This window comes from Parvibaculum sp. (assembly GCF_046297875.1).
Classification (GTDB): domain Bacteria; phylum Pseudomonadota; class Alphaproteobacteria; order Parvibaculales; family Parvibaculaceae; genus Parvibaculum.
In genome coordinates this window covers 946765-964138 of the sequence record NZ_JBKBHD010000001.1, presented here as the reverse complement: position 1 = coordinate 964138, position 17374 = coordinate 946765, and the positions used below count along the sequence as shown (strand labels likewise).

At 63.9% G+C, this 17374-nt stretch carries 19 protein-coding genes; 11 read left to right on the top strand and 8 right to left on the bottom strand.

The genetic code is table 11. The annotated features are described in order from the left end of the window. Window positions 1–293 precede the first annotated feature (293 nt). The 3 genes from ACK4FH_RS04780 to ACK4FH_RS04770 all read left to right on the top strand — a co-directional run bounded on the left by ACK4FH_RS04780 (window position 294) and on the right by ACK4FH_RS04770 (window position 2610). Entirely contained in the window at window positions 294–917 is a 624-nt protein-coding gene (locus ACK4FH_RS04780) for a hypothetical protein (protein WP_409811461.1), read from the top strand. Between the two features lie 21 nt (window positions 918–938). Continuing rightward, a complete protein-coding gene (locus ACK4FH_RS04775) occupies window positions 939–1745 on the top strand; it encodes an exodeoxyribonuclease III (RefSeq protein WP_409811460.1) in 807 nt (268 codons plus the stop codon). 241 nt (window positions 1746–1986) lie between these two features. After that, a complete protein-coding gene (locus tag ACK4FH_RS04770) occupies window positions 1987–2610 on the top strand; it encodes a TetR/AcrR family transcriptional regulator (protein ID WP_409811459.1) in 624 nt (207 codons plus the stop codon). A 6-nt stretch (window positions 2611–2616) separates the two neighbouring features. Here ACK4FH_RS04770 and ACK4FH_RS04765 read toward each other — a convergent pair whose 3' ends face one another. Together ACK4FH_RS04765 and ACK4FH_RS04760 are read right to left on the bottom strand one after the other, a co-directional pair. Continuing rightward, window positions 2617–3105, bottom strand: coding sequence for a PaaI family thioesterase (locus ACK4FH_RS04765; protein ID WP_409811458.1), 489 nt, complete (start codon window positions 3103–3105; stop codon window positions 2617–2619). Continuing rightward, window positions 3102–3587: a cyclic nucleotide-binding domain-containing protein gene (locus ACK4FH_RS04760; RefSeq protein ID WP_409811457.1), complete on the bottom strand. Its 486-nt coding sequence runs from the start codon at window positions 3585–3587 to the stop codon at window positions 3102–3104. The genes ACK4FH_RS04765 and ACK4FH_RS04760 overlap by 4 nt, the downstream gene beginning before the upstream one ends. A 123-nt stretch (window positions 3588–3710) precedes the next feature. Between ACK4FH_RS04760 and ACK4FH_RS04755 the strand changes: the two genes are divergently transcribed. Both ACK4FH_RS04755 and ACK4FH_RS04750 read left to right on the top strand, forming a co-directional pair. After that, window positions 3711–4175, top strand: a complete 465-nt coding sequence (locus ACK4FH_RS04755; protein WP_409811456.1) for an acyl-CoA thioesterase — start codon at window positions 3711–3713, stop codon at window positions 4173–4175. 91 nt (window positions 4176–4266) lie between these two features. After that, window positions 4267–4431: a hypothetical protein gene (locus tag ACK4FH_RS04750; protein WP_409811455.1), complete on the top strand. Its 165-nt coding sequence runs from the start codon at window positions 4267–4269 to the stop codon at window positions 4429–4431. Here the strand turns inward: ACK4FH_RS04750 and ACK4FH_RS04745 are convergent. Together ACK4FH_RS04745 and ACK4FH_RS04740 are read right to left on the bottom strand one after the other, a co-directional pair. Next, the gene (locus ACK4FH_RS04745) at window positions 4428–5114 is read right to left on the bottom strand and encodes a response regulator transcription factor (protein WP_409811454.1); all 687 of its coding nucleotides are present in this window, start codon (window positions 5112–5114) and stop codon (window positions 4428–4430) included. The two genes, ACK4FH_RS04750 and ACK4FH_RS04745, sit on opposite strands and share 4 nt — an antisense overlap. A gap of 7 nt (window positions 5115–5121) precedes the next feature. Next, the gene (locus tag ACK4FH_RS04740) at window positions 5122–7017 is read right to left on the bottom strand and encodes a tetratricopeptide repeat-containing sulfotransferase family protein (protein WP_409811453.1); all 1896 of its coding nucleotides are present in this window, start codon (window positions 7015–7017) and stop codon (window positions 5122–5124) included. 206 nt (window positions 7018–7223) lie between these two features. Between ACK4FH_RS04740 and ACK4FH_RS04735 the strand changes: the two genes are divergently transcribed. Both ACK4FH_RS04735 and ACK4FH_RS04730 read left to right on the top strand, forming a co-directional pair. Further along, entirely contained in the window at window positions 7224–7970 is a 747-nt protein-coding gene (locus ACK4FH_RS04735) for a hypothetical protein (RefSeq protein WP_409811452.1), read from the top strand. Between the two features lie 47 nt (window positions 7971–8017). Continuing rightward, window positions 8018–8563 (top strand): L,D-transpeptidase, encoded by a 546-nt coding sequence (locus ACK4FH_RS04730; protein WP_409811451.1) that lies wholly within the window; start codon window positions 8018–8020, stop codon window positions 8561–8563. On the opposite strand, the gene ACK4FH_RS04725 is transcribed toward ACK4FH_RS04730, so the two are convergent. Next, the gene (locus ACK4FH_RS04725) at window positions 8560–9252 is read right to left on the bottom strand and encodes a YggS family pyridoxal phosphate-dependent enzyme (RefSeq protein WP_409811450.1); all 693 of its coding nucleotides are present in this window, start codon (window positions 9250–9252) and stop codon (window positions 8560–8562) included. The two genes, ACK4FH_RS04730 and ACK4FH_RS04725, sit on opposite strands and share 4 nt — an antisense overlap. A gap of 68 nt (window positions 9253–9320) precedes the next feature. Between ACK4FH_RS04725 and ACK4FH_RS04720 the strand changes: the two genes are divergently transcribed. Next, a complete protein-coding gene (locus ACK4FH_RS04720) occupies window positions 9321–9935 on the top strand; it encodes a thiamine phosphate synthase (RefSeq protein WP_409811449.1) in 615 nt (204 codons plus the stop codon). Between the two features lie 3 nt (window positions 9936–9938). On the opposite strand, the gene ACK4FH_RS04715 is transcribed toward ACK4FH_RS04720, so the two are convergent. The 3 genes from ACK4FH_RS04715 to ACK4FH_RS04705 form a co-directional block, all read right to left on the bottom strand. Then, window positions 9939–10778, bottom strand: a complete 840-nt coding sequence (locus ACK4FH_RS04715) for a sulfotransferase domain-containing protein (protein ID WP_409811448.1) — start codon at window positions 10776–10778, stop codon at window positions 9939–9941. Between the two features lie 33 nt (window positions 10779–10811). Beyond that, window positions 10812–11684 carry a sulfotransferase domain-containing protein gene (locus tag ACK4FH_RS04710; protein WP_409811447.1) on the bottom strand — a complete coding sequence of 291 codons (873 nt, stop codon included), beginning with the start codon at window positions 11682–11684 and terminating at the stop codon, window positions 10812–10814. 166 nt (window positions 11685–11850) lie between these two features. Next, window positions 11851–12969 carry a porin gene (locus tag ACK4FH_RS04705; RefSeq protein ID WP_409811446.1) on the bottom strand — a complete coding sequence of 373 codons (1119 nt, stop codon included), beginning with the start codon at window positions 12967–12969 and terminating at the stop codon, window positions 11851–11853. Between the two features lie 632 nt (window positions 12970–13601). Between ACK4FH_RS04705 and ACK4FH_RS04700 the strand changes: the two genes are divergently transcribed. From ACK4FH_RS04700 to lptE, 3 genes are all read left to right on the top strand, one after another. Further along, window positions 13602–14165, top strand: a complete 564-nt coding sequence (locus ACK4FH_RS04700) for a DUF3576 domain-containing protein (RefSeq protein ID WP_409811445.1) — start codon at window positions 13602–13604, stop codon at window positions 14163–14165. A 66-nt stretch (window positions 14166–14231) separates the two neighbouring features. Next, entirely contained in the window at window positions 14232–16838 is a 2607-nt protein-coding gene (gene leuS, locus ACK4FH_RS04695) for a leucine--tRNA ligase (protein WP_409811444.1), read from the top strand. Then, entirely contained in the window at window positions 16831–17370 is a 540-nt protein-coding gene (lptE, locus tag ACK4FH_RS04690) for an LPS assembly lipoprotein LptE (protein ID WP_409811443.1), read from the top strand. The genes leuS and lptE overlap by 8 nt, the downstream gene beginning before the upstream one ends. Window positions 17371–17374 lie beyond the last annotated feature (4 nt).

Sequence of the window (17374 nt, the reverse complement as noted above, 5' to 3'; positions counted from 1 at the left end):
CGCTGTTGCGCCCCGTCCTCCCCCGGCGGGGCGCAACTTTTTTGCGCCCCGCCTTTCTTGTTCAAAAGGTGGGGGGCGCAACTTTTTTGCGCCCCGCCTTTCTTGTTCAAAAGGTGGGGGACGCAACTTTTTTGCGCCCCGCCTTTCTTGTTCAAAAGGTGGGGGACGCAACTTTTTTGCGCCCCGCCTTTCTTGTTCAAAAGGTGGGGGACGCAACTTTTTTGTACCTCTCTTTGCGCCGCCCTGCCCGAAGCGGCTAATCTCCCCCCTCCCTTCCCCATGAATCGGGCCCCATGTCTCGCTTTTCCGACCCATCCGGCGACGCCACCCACATGATTTCCGATGCCGAGCTCGACGAGCTGGAACAGGAAATCCCGATCCTTGCCGGCATCCGGCGCTTCGGCGAGGAGGCGGTCAACATGCCCTGGTTCTCAAAGCTCGGCCGCCCGCTCGACCGCGAGGTGAAGGCGCTGGCCCGCTCCTATCTCGACGGGCTCGGCTTTCCCGATGCGGAGCCCGCCCGCATCCGCGACTGGGTGGAGGCGGCCGACGCCGCCATGACGCTCGACATCGACCCCGCCCATTGGGAGGCGGAAGAAAGCCTGCGCGCGAGCCTAGCCGCCGATGCGCTCGATATTCTGAGCGAGGATGCGCTCAACATCGCCATGACGCATGTTTCCGCACTTCTGAGCGAGCGCGTCCGCGTGGCGGTGGAAGAGGCTGCCGATTTCTGGGAAGTGGACGATGTGGAACTGCTGAATGCAGCGGCGGGTGCTGCGCTCCATGCCGCGCATGGCGCCGCCCTGTCGCTCGTCGCCGGCGCCGACGACGATCACCCCTTCCGCCGCAAATTCGCGCTTTTCACGCGCGGCCGCTGGCCGATCGGCATAGCGGGCCTCACTTTCAATATTTTCTGAGACAGGGAACGGAACAAGACTTTGGATATCAAGATCGCGACCTGGAATATCAATTCCGTCCGCCTGCGGATTAATCTCGTCGAGAAGCTTCTGGCGGAAGAACAGCCCGATGTGCTCTGCCTGCAGGAAATCAAGTGCGTCAACGATGCTTTCCCGATCAAGACGATCAGGAAAGCGGGATATGAGCATGTCGCCGTTCACGGCCAGAAGGGCTATCACGGCGTCGCGACCTTGAGCAAAATTCCCTTCAGGAAGATCGAGAGCCGCGACTTCTGCGAGAAGGGCGATTGCCGCCATGTCGCTACCGACCTCGATGTACCGGGGGGGCTGCGCATCCATAATTTCTATGTGCCCGCTGGCGGCGACGAGCCCGACCCGAAGATCAACGACAAGTTCGCCCACAAGCTCGATTTTGTGCGCGAGATGACCTCGCTTTTCGGCAAGCAGCGCAACAAGGGCAGCAACCGCATGGTGCTGGTCGGCGACCTCAACATTGCCCCGCTCGAGCATGACGTCTGGTCGCACAAGCAGCTGCTGAAAGTCGTCAGCCACACGCCGGTCGAGGTGGACCTCATGAACGAGCTTTATGCCTCGCATGACTGGGTCGATGTGATGCGCCGCTTCGTGCCGGACACCGAGAAGCTCTATTCCTGGTGGAGCTACCGCGCGAAGGACTGGCTTGCCGCCGATCGCGGCCGCCGCCTCGACCATATCTGGGTGACGCCGGCACTCGCCGAAGCGCCGCTGTCGATGCATGTGCGGAAGGATGCGAGGGGGTGGGAGCGGGCGTCGGACCATGCGCCGGTCGTTGCGGCGCTGAGACTTTGAGCTGGGGGGCCAGCCTTCGGGGGTGAAGCGTCTCGCCTCCGCCCGCTCCTGGGGTTCCTACCTGCCTGTCCGCCTTCCGGGTATTTGGGGGACGCCCGGCGGGGGATTTCTCATTAGGGTAGTTGCCCCATATTAGGGTATTGACCCTATAAGCGCAAGGGAGCAGGGTTCCCTCCCCTGCCCGGCAGGAGCCCGGCCACCGCTACGGCAAGACAAGATAAAAAGGCAGAAAAGACCCGGCATGGCACCGAAGACGAAAGACAAGATCCTCGCCGCGAGCCTCAGGCTCTTCAACGAGAACGGCTATGACGCGGTGACGACCGCCCGTATCGCCGAAACCGTCGGCATTTCCGAAGGCAATCTCTGGTACCACTTCCGCACCAAGCGCGATCTCGTGAAGGCACATCAGCTCGCGCTTTTCGAGCAGATCGACAAGCGCCTCGCCATTTCCTCGACACCCGAAAACGTGCTCGAGAAATATGCCCTGTTCAATCGCGCTGTCTTCGAGGAGGTCTGGACCTATCAGTATCTCTATCGCGACCAGGCGGAATATGGCCGCACCTCGCCCGAGCTCGAGGACAAGGTGCACAATGTCTACGAGACGACGACGGCCATGCTGGTCCGCTTCTTCCGCCACATGATCGAGGCGGGCCACCTCTCCATGCCGGAGGATGAGCTGGCGCCGCTTGCCGACAATACCTGGATGGTGATCCGCTACTGGCCGAGCTTCCTGCGCGAGACGCGCCGCGTCGTGAAGCTCGACAAGGCCGCCCTCAATGCCGGCATCCGCCACCACTTCGCGCTTTTCGACACGCATCTGACGGCGCAGGCGCGCCGCTACTTCGAGAAGAACGCCTACGCCTGAGCGGCCTCAACCCTCCGGCTTTTCCTTCTTCTTCAGCGTCACGAAGGTCGCAGTCGAGCTTCCGGTGGCGAGCAGCTTGCCGCTTTCCTCATCCACGAGTTCGCCCTCGATGAAGCCGACAGACTTGCCGCGCTTGATGACGCGGCCCGTACCGATGATGCGGCCGGGGCGCGCCGCATTGAGCATCGAGACTTTCAGTTCGAGCGTCGGCGAGATCTGCCCCCATTCGAGATCGAGGCCGACGGCAAGGCTCATCACATCGTCCAGCATCGCCGCCACCATGCCGCCCTGGATGCCGCCCCACATGTTGCAAAGCTCGGCGCTCGCATTGAACGCCACCTGGACCGTGCGGGCCTCCTTGTCGGCATCGAGAATTTCAAGCCCGAGATAGCGGCTCGCCGGCGCCATGCGCTTGAAGACCGCCTGAATATTCGGCGGCCAGTCCACCTTCGGTGCCGCCGGGGCCTTTGCCTCTTTCGTCTGACCGTCGCTCATTCCCCTGCTCGCCCTTTTTTGTCGTCGTCCCGTCCGAGCCTCTGGCGCAGCCGCGCAAGATCCTCGCCCACCGCCTCCAGCCTGTCCGCCACACGGCCCGCGACCGAGCCCGCCATTTCGGGGAATTCGCCAAGGAGCCGCTGAAACATGTCGCGCCCGATCCTGAGCACGTGAAGCGAAGTGACGGCGCGCAGCGTCGTGCGCCGCCGCTCCGGCTCGAAGAGCGCCGTTTCGCCGATGAGCTCGCCCCTGTCAAGCCTGTGCGCCTCAGGCTCGCCCGCCCCGTCATGCGCGAGCATCACCGCCTCGCCCTCCAGAATGAGATAGGCGCAATCGGCCTCATCCCCCTCATGGAAAAGCGTCGCCCCCGGAGCATATTCACGCCGCTCGCAGGTGAAGGCCACGACCTCGAGCCGCACGGGATCGAGACCGGCGAAAAGGTCGAGCTTCTGCAGCAATTGGGTGGCGGGTTCGAGGCTCATGTAAAAATCATAGCGAAGCGGGAGCGCCGTGTCGCGGGGCCCGGATTTGCGAAGGCGGCGCCCCGCCGCTATGAAGGATGACCCGGCGGAAACCGGGCAAGACGCCGCAGCCAGAGCCTCATCATGACGCAAGAAAAACCTGAAATCGTCTGGGACTACCCCTCCCCCTTCATCCACGAGACAAGGGTCGAGAAGCAGCATATCGACGATTTTCAGCACACGAACAATGTCGTCTATCTGACCTGGATGGCAAAGACCGCCTGGGAACATTCCAAGGCGCTGGGCCTCGACTTCGCGGCCTATGCGAGCGTCAATCGCGGCATGGTGGTGCGCCGCCACGAGCTCGAATATCTCGCCGCGAGCCGCGAGGGCGAGCGTGTCGCGATCGGTACATGGATTACGGGGAATGACGGCCGCCTGCGCCTTCGCCGCCGCTTCCAGATGGTGAATGCGGATACCGGCGAAACCCTGCTCCGCGGCCTCTCCGATTTCGTCTGCATCAATATCGAAACGGGCCGCGCCACGCGCATGCCGCCGGAATTCGTTTCCACCTATGCGCTTACCGCCACGGTCGACGGAGACAACTGATCGGCTTTCGCCGGCCCTGCGTCGAAACGTCCGGTTGGAATCCGCGCCTCAAGACGGCACATCAGGGCCACACCGGACCGAGGAGACCGACATGGACCAGATCGACGCCCCGACGCTTTTTGCGCTCAATCTCGTGCTGCTTGTCGCGGTTTGCGTGTTTCTCTGGGGCGCGAGCGCCCTTCTCGTCGCAGCCCTGATCGGAACGCCGCTCGCGCTCGGCACGATCGTCATGCTGTCGCTGACGGCGAAAGCCTAGGGCACCAGCCGGTAGCCGCCCGCTTCCGTCACCAGGATTTCAGCATTCGAGGGATCGGATTCGATCTTCTGCCGGAGGCGATAGATATGCGTTTCGAGCGTATGCGTCGTCACGCCTGAATTGTATCCCCAGACTTCCGTCAGCAGCACGTCGCGGCCGACGACCTTCGCGCCCGCGCGATAAAGGAATTTCAGGATCGCCGTTTCCTTCTCCGTCAGCCGGACCTTCCGCTCCGCCGCATCGGTGAGGAGCTTCGCGCTCGGCCGGAAGGAATAGGGCCCGATCTTGAAGACGGCATCCTCGCTCTGCTCATGACTGCGCAGATGCGCCCTGATCCGCGCGAGAAGCACGCCAAAACGAAAGGGCTTTGTCACATAGTCGTTCGCGCCCGCATCGAGCCCGAGAATCGTGTCGGAATCCGCATCCGCGCCTGTCAGCATCACGATCGGCACCTTGACGCCGGCCTTGCGCATCAGCCGGCAGGCCTCGCGCCCGTCCATGTCCGGCAGGCCGACATCGAGCAGCACGAGATCGACATGCCGGTTGCGCACGAGATCGAGCCCGGCCGATGCCGTCGCCGCCTCGATGCAGGAAAACTCCTCATGCAACTGAAGCTGCTCTGCAAGCGATCCCCGCAGAACATCGTCATCATCGACGACAAGTATCTTCCTGGTTCCGTTCATGGCGCCATCAAAGTGAATAGCCGAGCCGTTCGACATGCGGCGCAAGAACGGGAAGCACCGGTCTCATCTGCGCCTCATAGTGCCGCCACCGCTCGGTCGAACTCGAATAGATGGGCTGCGTCACCTGCGAATAGGATGGCGTGCGAATGGTGCCGCGCTGGAGCGCATGTGCCGCCGGATCGCTCACCGCATCGTTCCAGCCAAGCCCAAGGAAATCGAGCACCGGCTCCACTTCCGCCCTGAGATCGGCCACCAGGTTCTCGTAGCGCACTTCCTGCACATTGAGCGGCAGCAGCGCGCGATACTGCTCCCATAGCGTGAAGACCCGGTCATAGAACCGCGCCGATCCTTCGAGCGTAAGGAAGTTCAGCATTGCCCCGTTCGGCACGAAATCCTGCATGAAGCAGGAGAGAACGCAATCCGCCGGGTGGCGCAGCGCGAGGATCATTTTCGCTTCCGGGAAGACGCGCGCGATGAGCCCGGCATGAACCATGTTGAGCGGCATCTTGTCGATGACAACCTTGCCTTCGAGATCGGCGCCCGCCTCCCGGATTTCGCTCCAATAAACGTCCCGGAGACGAAGGCGCTCTGCTTCGTCCAGCGTGAACAGCGTCTCCGGATAGCCGTGAAATATCTTCTTCACCGCATTGAGAAGCGGCAGCTCCTCAAGCACCTGCACGCCGGGATGTGCATCGAGTATCTGGTCGAGCAGCGTGGTGCCGGATCGCGGAAAGCCGACGAGAAAGACCGGCGCCGCCGCGTGACCGGGCTCCTTCCCGATGCCGGGAAGCACGCTCATGCGCCGGACAGTCTCTTCGGTCGCAAGCCGCAGAAGCTCCTCCACTTCGCCGATGAACTTGCCGCGATCCACCCGCTCAAGCGATTTCAGTTCGCTCGTCCGCCGGTTCATCTGCTCGAAATGGGCGAACGCCGCCTCGAAGTCGCCCATCTCGTCGCAAATCTGGCCGAGCTCTGAAAGGATGAGCCGTGCATCCGGCGCGCGCATGGGCCCCGCCGCCACGCTTTCAAGCCGTGCGCGAAGCTCGGCAAGCAGTGCCTTGTTCTTCTTGTCCTTGCGGCGGCGGGCCTTCGCCCATGTCCGCAATGCCCCCGCATCCTTCGGCTGCGTTTCGAGCGCCTTTTCCGCCCAGCGGATCGCCTCGTCAAGCTCGCCTAGCCGCTCATGGGTCGTTGCGAGAATGGCCATGATCTGAGCAGGCTCGCCGCCCTGCGCCTGCAGCGCCTGCTTGCAGTATTCGGCCGCCTCCCGGAAAAGCCCGGCATCGTTCGCCGCCGATGCAGCCCGCATATAGGACGAGGCTTCGTCCGGCTTCAATTCGATCAGCCGGCCGAAATTCTCCATCGCATCGGCATGATCGGAATTGTCCTGATGAAGCTGGCCGCGATTGAGATAGAGATCCGGATAAGCGGGATCGATCGTCTCCGCGCGGCGATAGGCAATCAGCGCCTCGTCCACCTTGCCCTGATCGCGCTGCGCATTGCCGAGATTGACCCAGACATTGGGATGATGCGGCATCAGCGCCGCCGCCGCGGCAATCAGCTGTTCGGCCTTTGCCGTATCGCCCTTGGCGAGCGCAACAAGGCCGATGAGATGGATCGCATCCGGGTTCTTCGGCTCCACCTGCAATATGGCCGCCGCCGCCTTGGCCGCATGGTCGGGCCTGCCCGCCGCAAGATGCGCCCCGCCCAGTTTCAGAAGCCGGATGATGTCGTCCTTCGAGACGCCAGCGGGTGCCCCCCGCGCCATGCCCGGCAACGGCACTGTGGGCCGCGCCCCGCCCGCCGATGGCGGCAGGCCGACCGTGGGACGAAACCCGCCCTGCGGCGCAAGGCCGGTCTGGAAGGGCTTGCCGGGCCCCTTGGGCGGAGAGGATTTCGTCATCTGGAACGGGGCTTTGCTGGTTGGCGGATTGGCGCGGAGTGTGCCACAGGCTGAAGCCCGGACCAACGCTTTCGGCCCCGCTGGCCGAAGCTGCCGCCTGCCCGGCAGAAATTGCCGCTCGCACCGCCGCAAGAGTACGGGCGGCCCCTGAAAAATGGCGGAAACTCGGGGCCTCGCACTGGCCCGCTCCTTGCTCCCTCAAACCCATGACCGAGATCGCCGCCACATCCATCGCCCTTCACCAGACGCCCGGCAAGCGCAACATGGCGTCCGCCGCCTTTGCGGAACTGCGCGCCGCGCGCGCCGAAGGCCGCGCACCTGCAGGCCAGGAGCTGAGCTTTGCCGATCTCGTCGACACGCTGAACCCGCTGCAGCACATCCCGGTCGTCTCGGAACTCTACCGCCATGTCACCGGCGACAGGATCAGCCCGCAGGCCCGCGTCGCCGGCGGCACGCTTTATGGCGGCCCGATTGGCGGCGTTGCCTCCGTTCTGAGCCTTGCCATCTCCGGCAATGGCGAGAAGGGCGTGGGCGACACGATTTTTGCCTCGCTCATCGGCAGCGACAGCGATCCGGCACCGGCAACGCTGATGGCCTCGGCGGAAAAACCCGCCGCTGCCGAAGAACCCCCGCACACGGCGCCTTCCGATGCGCCGCTCACCACCGCCTCGATCATGCCCCAGCGCCCGGCCGAAGCCCCGGCCCGCCCCGCCGCGCCCGCCCCTCAGGCGCCCATGGCAAAACTGAGCCCTGAAGCCTTCGACGCCCTGCTCACCGCCTTTGCCGATCCGTCGGCCCTGCGCGATGCGACGGCAAGCCTGATCGACGCCGATGACGATGAGGCCGTGCTCCTCTCCTCGCCCGCCACAGGCCCCTCCGCCGCCGATGCCGGCCTGATGATGGCCATGCAGCAGGCGATGGACAAATATGAAGCCCTTGAGCGGGTACGCTGAGCGCAAGACTGGCCGCGAGATGCTTTCGCGCCTAATCTCCCCGCACCATGACACGCACCGGACTTCTCGATGAAATTCTCGTCACCGCCGCGCCCGGCAGCACGACCGGCATATTGACCGCAGGTGGCGCGCGCTTCGAATGCGCACTCGGCCGCACAGGCATTCTTCACGAGAAGCGCGAAGGCGATGGCGGAACGCCCGTCGGCACCTTTCCGCTGCGCGCGCTGCGCTACCGCGCCGACCGCCTGACCGCGCCCGAAACCGCTCTCCCCATGACGCCAATCGCGGAGGATGATGGCTGGTGCGATGCGCCCGGCGATCCGAACTACAACCGGCCCGTGAAACATCCCTATCCGGCAAGCGCCGAAAGGATGTGGCGCGAGGATCATCTCTACGATCTCGTCGTCATTCTCGGCCAGAACGACGATCCCGTGATCCCCGGCGCGGGCAGCGCGATCTTCTTTCACCTCGCAAAGGAAACCGGCGCCGGCCTTCGCCCGACCGAAGGCTGCGTTGCGCTGCGCCTGCCCGGCATGCTGAACGTGCTCGCACGTTGCGGCCCCTGCACGCTCATGCGGATCGAGCCTTCCTAGCCGCGCGCCCCGAACAAGGCGCTGCCGACACGCACATGCGTCGCGCCGAGCCGCACCGCCGTTTCGAAATCGCCGCTCATGCCCATCGAGAGTTTGGCAACGCCATTGCGCCGCGCAATCTTGTCGATGAGCGCGAAATGAAGCGCGGGCTCCTCATCGGCGGGCGGAATGCACATCAGCCCCTCGATCTCGAGCTGCCAGTCCTCACGGCAGCGCGCAAGGAAGGCGTCTGCCTCCTGCGGCATCACGCCTGCCTTCTGTTTTTCCTCGCCCGTATTCACCTGCACGAAAAGGCGCGGCATCGCCTTTCCCTTTTCGCGCGCCTTGACGAGCGCCAGCGCAAGTTTCTCGCGGTCGAGCGTGTGAAACACATCGAAGAGCGCCAGCGCATCGTCGAGCTTGTTGGTCTGCAGCGGCCCGATCAGATGAAGCTCGATATCCGGAAAGCGCGTGCGAAGCGCAGGCCATTTCGCCGCCGCTTCCTGCACGCGGTTTTCGCCGAAGACCCGCTGCCCCGCCCCGATCAGGGGCAGGATTGCCTCTTCGCCAAATGTTTTCGACACCGCAACCAGCGTCACATCCCGCGGATCGCGCCCCGCTTCGCGCGCTGCTGCCTCGATGCGGCCGCGAATATCGGCAAGCCGTGACGCCGCATCGCCGGGACTGGTATCTCTTGCCGCGCCTGTCATAGTCTCTCCGTGGTGACGGGGGAGAAGCTAGTGTCAGCGGCGGCGAGAGACAAGCAGGACGGCAGCACATGAATATCGGACGTGCCGCAGCCTGGCTGTCGGGCGGAAGTTCAAAGGTTGCGCTGATCGCGATGACCGACCCCGCGCGCCTGCCCGATGCGGAGGCGGCGCTGCGCGCCCTGCCGCGCGGCGCGGCCCTGATCTGGCGCGCCTATGAGGACGATACCGGCGCGGCCCGCCTTCGCCGCCTCACATCTTTGGCGCATCGGCGCGGCGTCGTTCTTCTGGTCGCGGGCTCTCCGGCCCTTGCCGCGCGAACGGGAATCATGGGCATTCACCTGCCCGAACGCGAAGTGAGGCGGCCGCGCAGCGGCGTGTTTGTGATCGGGCGCCGCAACCGTCCCCCCGGCATGGCGCTGACCGCTGCCTGCCATTCCGAAGCCGCGATCCGGCGCGCGGCACTGGCGGGTGCCGATGCCGTGCTGATCTCGCCGGTCTTTGCAACGAAAAGCCATGCAGGCGCAAAGCCGCTCGGCATCGTCCGCTTCGCGCAGCTCGCCCGCCTCGCGGCAAGCCTCGGCCTCGCGCCCTATGCACTGGGCGGCATTGTCGGCGAAAGACAGGTCCGCCGCCTGCAAGGCACGGGCGCTGCAGGCATCGCCGGCATCGGCTTTCTCGGCTGACGCTCAATAGCCTTCGGGAATATAGCCGAACCGCGCCATCTGTTCGCGGTGATCGGCGACGATGCGCGTCACCTGTTCGGGCGTCAGCACATCGCGCCATGCGCCGCTTTTCCCGCCTCGGAAAAAACTCTCCGATTTTTCCGGCCTTTCGATGAAGCCCTGTTCGGCCTCCTGTTTCTGCAGCCGGTCAAAGGCGGAAAAGCGGATCGCGCGTTCGATCTGTGCGTCGCTCGCCGGTATCCCGAGAATCCGGGCGACGCGCGCAAAGTGGGTTTCCGGCGCGGCCACGAGATCCTCATAGCGCACGACCTGGATTTTCGGGCTGGGCCTTTCCGTCCAGCTCCGCACATGACCCGACCAGCTTCGATAGAATTCCGGCATCCTCTCATCCGTCATCCGCGCACCAACATTCTCGTTCGCGATATAGGCAATCGCCCGGTCGAGATCGCTCATCCCGAAATGACCGCGAACGGAAATGGCGACATCGAGCGGATTGCGCACGATATAGATGGCGCCCGCCGAAACGGCACCCGTATGCAGCGGTACGCCGCGCCAGTTGCCGAAGAAGTTATGCGTCTTGACGAGGACGGGATCGGGCCTGATTTCGGTGATGCGCTTGTGCCCCAGCGGAAGGAGCTTCGCAATCTCGGGCTCGGAAAGCCGGTCGAGCGGCGCGCGCGCAAATGGCTCATACCAGACGCGCGCGGAATCCATCGGGCTCAGACCCGCCATCTTGTTAATGTCGAGCGGCTCGTCCCTGTCGCGCAACAGGTTGAGCAGGAAGATGCGCATCCATGTGTTGCCGGACTTCGGATAGGAAGCAAGCCAGATCAACGCGCCCATGAATTTCTGCCGCTCCGTTTCGCTTGCGCGGTGTCAGGCCGTGGCAGCCGATGAGGACGGCACGGCGTCGCGGTAATCCTCGGGAATATAGCCGAAGCGCGCCATCTGCTCGTGATGAACGGCAATGATCTGGCGCACCTGATCGGGCGTCAGCTTCTCGCGCCACTGGTCGCGCTTGCCTTCGCGGAAAAAGGACTTCGAAGTCTGCGGCCGTTCCTTGAATCCCTCTTTCTCCTCCTGTGCCTTCAGCACCTTGAAAGAGGAAAACCGGATCGCCCTGTCCAGCCGCTCGGGCGAGGGTTTCAGCCCGAGGAAATTCGTGACGGTCTTGAAGCTCTTTTTCGGCTTGTCGAGCATGTCCTCATAGCGCATCACGAGAAGGCCGGGGCTCGGCCGCCTCGTCCAGGTGCGCACATGCGTGGACCATGAGCCGTAATGCTCGGGCACATGAGTGTCGTTCTGGCTCGTCCCGGCATCTTCGTTCGCCAGCGATGTGATCGCCTCTTCGAGCGTGATCCCGAAATGCGGGGCCATCGAAATCACGACATCGAGCGGGTTGCGCACGATATAGATCGCACCGGCCGTCACTTCCATGTTCTGCAGCGGCACGCCGGCATATTCGCCGAGATAGTCATGCGTCTTGACGAAAACCGAGTCGGGAAAGACGGTGGTGAAATCGCGCTGCACCTGCATCCGGTAGCGGGCGACCTCTTCCTCGCTCAACTGTTCGGGCGGCGTCGCCGTATATTTGCGGTACCAGAACGATGTCGAGCCGCCAAGGCAGAAATCGTCGATCTCATTGACGCTGACCGGCTTCTGGCTGTTCCTGAACAGATTGTGCAGGAAGCTCCGCATCCAAGTGTTGCCGGATTTCGGGTAGGAGGCAAGCCAGATCAGGGCGCCCATCTTGTCGTTCCTCGTCTTGTCGGATGCCTTGTCCTAGCAAGCCGGGCGCGCAAAAACCAGAACTGCGGCACAAAGAACCAGAGCGGCGGCACAAAGAAAAAGAGCGGGCCCGAAAGCCCGCTCTTCAAATGTTCTGTTCCCTTGGGAACGTTCGTCGCCGAAGCGATTAGAACGAAACCGAGAGGACGAGACCGGCCGACTTCGCGTCGTACTCGGCACCGCCGAAGAGTTCGACGTCCGTCATCTGCAGGTCGAGGCCGATATCGACGCCCGAGCCGAGATTGTAGCCGCCACCGGCCTGCCAGGTCTTGGCTTCTTCGCTGAAGCCGCCAGCAGCCGAGTTCTCGTTCTGGAGATAGGCAAGGCCGACCGTCCACGGACCCGTGGCGTAGGACACGCCGAGCGTCCAGACTTCCTGTTCCACGCCCAAGGTCGCGGGGAGCGGGACGGAGACGCCGAACCCGAGGTCTTCCGACTGGTACCAGGCGCCACCGATGGTGAAGCCGCCGAAGCCGACATTGGCACCGAAGCCCCATTCTTCCGGGCTGGAAGAAGCAGCGATCGGCGAGTCACCCGTGACGTAGAAGCCCGAGAGGCCAAGATCGACGCCACCGAAGGAACCGGCATAGTTGAGCGCCACTTCGAACACATCTTCGATCGAGGTGTTGTTCGTGACAACGCCGAGGCCGTTCGCCGTCGGGCCGTTATAGGTGGTTTCCGGCGTGAAGGAGAGGCCGAGCTGGAAACCGGCGAAACGCGGGGTGAAGTAGGTCACCTTGTTCGCATCGGCAGCCATCAGCGAGAACGTCGAGTGACGGAAGCCATAATACGACGTGTCGTTGACGTTCAGGATGTTCGGGCTGTCCACGCCATTGCCCGGAACGAACCAGGGCGAGGTGTAGTGCATCTTGAAGGCCGCACCGTCCGTGCCGCCGATTTCGAAACGGCCAAAGCCGCCTTCGAGGTAGGCGAAGAGTTCGCGGAAGCGGGCATCGTTCTGCTGGCCGAAGACGTTCCAGTCGTCGGTGAGCGAAAGCGTCGCGAGGACACCGGCAACCATGCCGTTGTCGAGCGTGCCTTCGGCATTGATGTCGATGTTACGGGCAACGAGCTTCACGGCGGTGTCGTTGAACGTCGTCGCGCCGAAGTCGTCATGATCGATGACGTAGAAGCCAGCGGTGACGGTGCCGCCGACCGTGACTTTGAGCGGATCGCTCGCGAGCGCCGGGCCGGCGATCAGGCCGGCGGTGACGAGAGCGGTCGTCCCAAGGAGAGTCTTTTTCATGTGTTCCTCGCAGTATCAGCTAAGAGCTGTTCCATTTGTACGAGCCGCAGAAGAATGTCCCCCGAAAGGAATGTTCTGTGACTGCGTCCATCGCCGGGCCGACTGAAGAAACTGCCCCCCGAGCGCGTAACCCGATTAATCCGTTGATAACCGCGCCGGGTCAAGCACACCGGTCCCCATGACGAAGGAATGTCAGCGCATGTTGCGCAAATGGCACAAAACCGGCGGCCTGCCTTGATTCGCAGCCGGGCGCCGGTGCGGGATCGGCGTCCCGGCAAGCAAAGAATGCAGTCAAACGAGGCAGGCTTTCATTTTTGCGCCGCGCAATCCCTCACCCGGCACCGGCTTGTCCGCACCTCGCGGGCGGGTAAAATGTGTGCCTCCGGAGACACACTCCGGGACCGGGGCCACCCCGCGCAGACCCTGTCCGGCCCGGCCTGAAGCAGCTGCCGGACGGGCATGAAAGACACACCGAAATCTGCGTGATTGCGGGACCGGGCCTTCTCTCGCTATAAAGACGCGCCGCCATTTTTAAAGGCGGCACTAGGCGACATTCAACTGCTCTCCGCGGGCCTTAGACCCAAGTACCGGCGGATTTGAGGGGCGTAACGCGAGAGGCTTGCCGTAAATCGATGACCTACCCCGCTCTGACACGCGCGAAATCCACCGCTGCGGCCATTTTCCTTGTGGCAACCCTTGGCCTGACGGCCTGCGGCCCCTCGACCTCCAACTTCCCCGGCCAGCCCACAGGCACCGGCGGACCCAACAATCCGACCGGCGAGCGCCAGCGCGAATCGATTTTTGGCGAGGAGGGCCTCAAGCTCTTCGGCGGCAGCTCCGACGATGCGGCGGGGTCGGGTATCGGCGTCAACAGCTTCCTGTGGCGCGCCTCGCTCGACACCATCTCCTTCATGCCGCTGGCCTCCGCCGATCCCTTTGGCGGCGTCATCATCACGGACTGGTATCGTGACCCCAATGCCGAGAACGAGCGCTTCAAGATCACGGTCTATATTCTCGACCGGCGCTTGCGGGCGGACGGCGTGAAGGTCGCGGTTTTCCGTCAGGCCCGTGACGAACGCGGCGACTGGGCGGATGCCCGCGTGGCGCCCGCCACCGCGCTCCAGATCGAGAATGCGATCCTGGTGCGTGCGCGCCAGCTTCGCATCAACACGATCGAGGCCTCTGAACGGCGATAATCGGGGCCCCTCAAGGCCTCCCTCCAGAAAGGCGCCCCGCCATGCGGCGGGGCCACGCACCCGGCCATGTCCACACGTTACAATGCCCGCACCGTCGAACCGAAATGGCAGAGGATCTGGGAGGAGCGCGGCGACTTCCTGACCGGCGGCCCGGACGACCCCCGCCCGAAATACTATGTTCTCGAGATGTTCCCCTACCCGTCGGGGCGCATCCATATGGGCCATGTCCGCAACTACACGATCGGCGACGCCATCGCGCGCTATCGCAAGGCCCGCGGCTTCAACGTGCTGCACCCGATGGGCTGGGACGCATTCGGCATGCCGGCCGAAAACGCCGCTATGGAAAAGGGCGACCATCCGAAGGGTTGGACCTACGGCAACATCGCCGCGATGCGCGAGCAGCTGAAATCGATCGGCCTTGCCATCGACTGGAGCCGCGAATTCGCGACCTGCGATCCCGAATATTACGGCCAGGAGCAGGCGCTCTTTCTCGACATGCTGGAAGCGGGCCTCGTCGCCCGCAAGAAGAGCATGGTCAACTGGGACCCCGTCGACAACACCGTACTCGCCAATGAGCAGGTGATCGAGGGCCGCGGCTGGCGCTCCGGCGCCATTGTCGAGCGCCGCGAACTGACGCAGTGGTTCCTGAAGATTTCCGATTTCGCCGACGAGCTTCTCGAAGGTCTCGACACGCTCGATCGCTGGCCGGAAAAGGTGCGCCTCATGCAGCGCAACTGGATCGGCCGGTCGGAAGGCGCGCGCGTGCTTTTCCCGGTCGATGGCGTGCCGGGCGACAGCGGCTATCGTCTCGAAATCTTCACGACACGTCCGGATACGCTTTACGGCGCAAGTTTTTGCGCCCTCTCGCCGCATCATCCGCTGACCCAGGCGCTCGCGAAAGACAATCCCGCGCTTGCCGAATTCGTGCGCGAATGCGACCGCATCGGCACCTCCGAAGAGGCGATCGAGACGGCGGAGAAGATGGGCTTCGACACCGGCCTCAAGGCGCGCCATCCCTTCATCGAGGGAAAGACGCTGCCGGTCTATGTCGCGAATTTCGTGCTGATGGAATATGGCACCGGCGCGATCTTCGCCTGCCCCGCCCATGACCAGCGCGACTTCGACTTCGCGAAGAAATACGGGCTCCCGATCCTGCCCGTCGTCACGCCGAAGGACCGCGCGGGCGATGCGTCGTGGGCGGTTGAACTCATCGCCGGCAAGGACGCCTTCACCGGTGACGGCGTGGCCGTGAACTCGGATTTCCTGAACGGGCTCGACGTGACGGCCGCCAAGCGCGCCGCCATCGAAAGGCTCGAGCAGCTTGGGCTCGGCCAGGGCACGATCAATTACCGCCTGCGCGACTGGGGCATTTCGCGCCAGCGCTACTGGGGCTGCCCGATTCCTGTCATTCATTGCAAGAGCTGCGGCGTGGTGCCCGTGCCGCGCGATCAATTGCCGGTGACGCTGCCCGACGATGTGACCTTCGACCGGCCCGGCAATCCGCTCGCCCGCCACCCGTCATGGAAACACGTCGATTGCCCGGAATGCGGCGCGAAGGCCGAACGCGAGACCGACACCTTCGACACATTCGTCGACAGCTCCTGGTATTACGCGCGCTTCACCGCGCCGCGCGCCACGACGCCGACCGTGCAGGAACTCGTCGGACACTGGCTTCCCGTCGATCAGTATATCGGCGGCATTGAACACGCGATCCTGCATCTTCTCTATGCCCGCTTCTTCAACCGCGCGATGAAGCGCACCGGCCATGTTGCCGCCGAGGAGCCCTTCGCCGGCCTCTTCACGCAAGGGATGGTGAACCACGAGACCTATCGCGACGCGGCAGGCCGCTGGGTCGCGCCTTCCGACATTTCGATCGAGACGGTGAACGGCAAGCGTGTGGCAAGGCGCCTCGACGACGGCTCGCCCGTCGCCATCGGCTCCGTCGAGAAAATGTCGAAGTCGAAGAAGAACACGGTCGACCCCGAAGACATCATCGCGAAATATGGCGCCGACACCGCGCGCTGGTTCATGCTGTCGGACAGCCCGCCCGACCGCGACGTGCAATGGACCGATCAGGGTGCCGAAGGCGCATGGCGCTTCACGCAGCGCCTCTGGCGCATGGTGACGGAAAAGCCCGAAGACCTGTCTGCGAAGGGCGCCGCCCTGCCCGCCTCTTTCTCCGAAGACGAGCTGGCGCTGCGCCGCGCCGCCCATCAGGCGCTGGCCGCTGCCGGCGACGACATCGAGAACCTGCGCTTCAACCGCGCGGTCGCCCGCGTCTATGAGCTTGCCAATGCGATTTCGGGCTTCTCGGAGACGGGCGAGGCCGCGAAATGGGTCCGTCGCGAGGCCGTCGAACTGCTGGTTCAGATCGTCGGGCCGATGATGCCGCATCTGGCGGAAGAATGCTGGGCGGCCCTTGGCCATGACGTGCCGCTCACCGGCACCGAATGGCCGGTTGCCGACAAGGCCCTCCTCGTGGAAGACTCCGTTACGATTGCCGTGCAGGTGAACGGCAAGCGCCGCGACGAGCTGACCATCGCCCGGGACGCGGACAAGGAAACGGTGGAGCGCGCCGCGCTCGCCCTCGACAAGGTGGAGAAGGCGCTCGATGGAAAACCCGTCCGGAAAGTCATTGTCGTGCCGGGCAAGATCGTCAACATCGTTGTCTGACCGCTTGGGGTCCGGCGCGCAGTGGCTGGCGCTCGCCTTCCTGCTGCTCACGGCACCGGCGATCGCCTCCTGCGGTTTCACCCCGCTTTACGCAGAGCGCAATTCGGCTTCCGTCTCCGCCGACCTTTCCGCGCTCGATGTCCGCGCGCCGGACACCCGGCTCGGCCGCGAGCTGAAGTTCAACCTGCTCGATCTGCTTTCGAGCTCCGGTAATCCGCCCTCCAACCCGGCCTATGTCGTCGAGCTTGCGCCCACTGTCTATGACGAGGATCTCGCCATCGAGCGCGACGCGGAAGTGACGCGGCGCAATCTCGTCATGGTCGTGCCCTTCCGTCTCGTCGACACGGCGACGAACAAGGTGGTGATGCGCTCGACCGCGCGTTCGCGCTCCTCCTATAACCTCGTCGACAGCGAATTCGCCAATATCGTCGCCGCACAGGATGCCGAAAGCCGCATCGCGCGCGCCATTGCCGACGACATCAAGCTGCAGCTTTCGGTTCATTTCGACCGCCAGGCCCGCGCGGGCGGCTGATCCC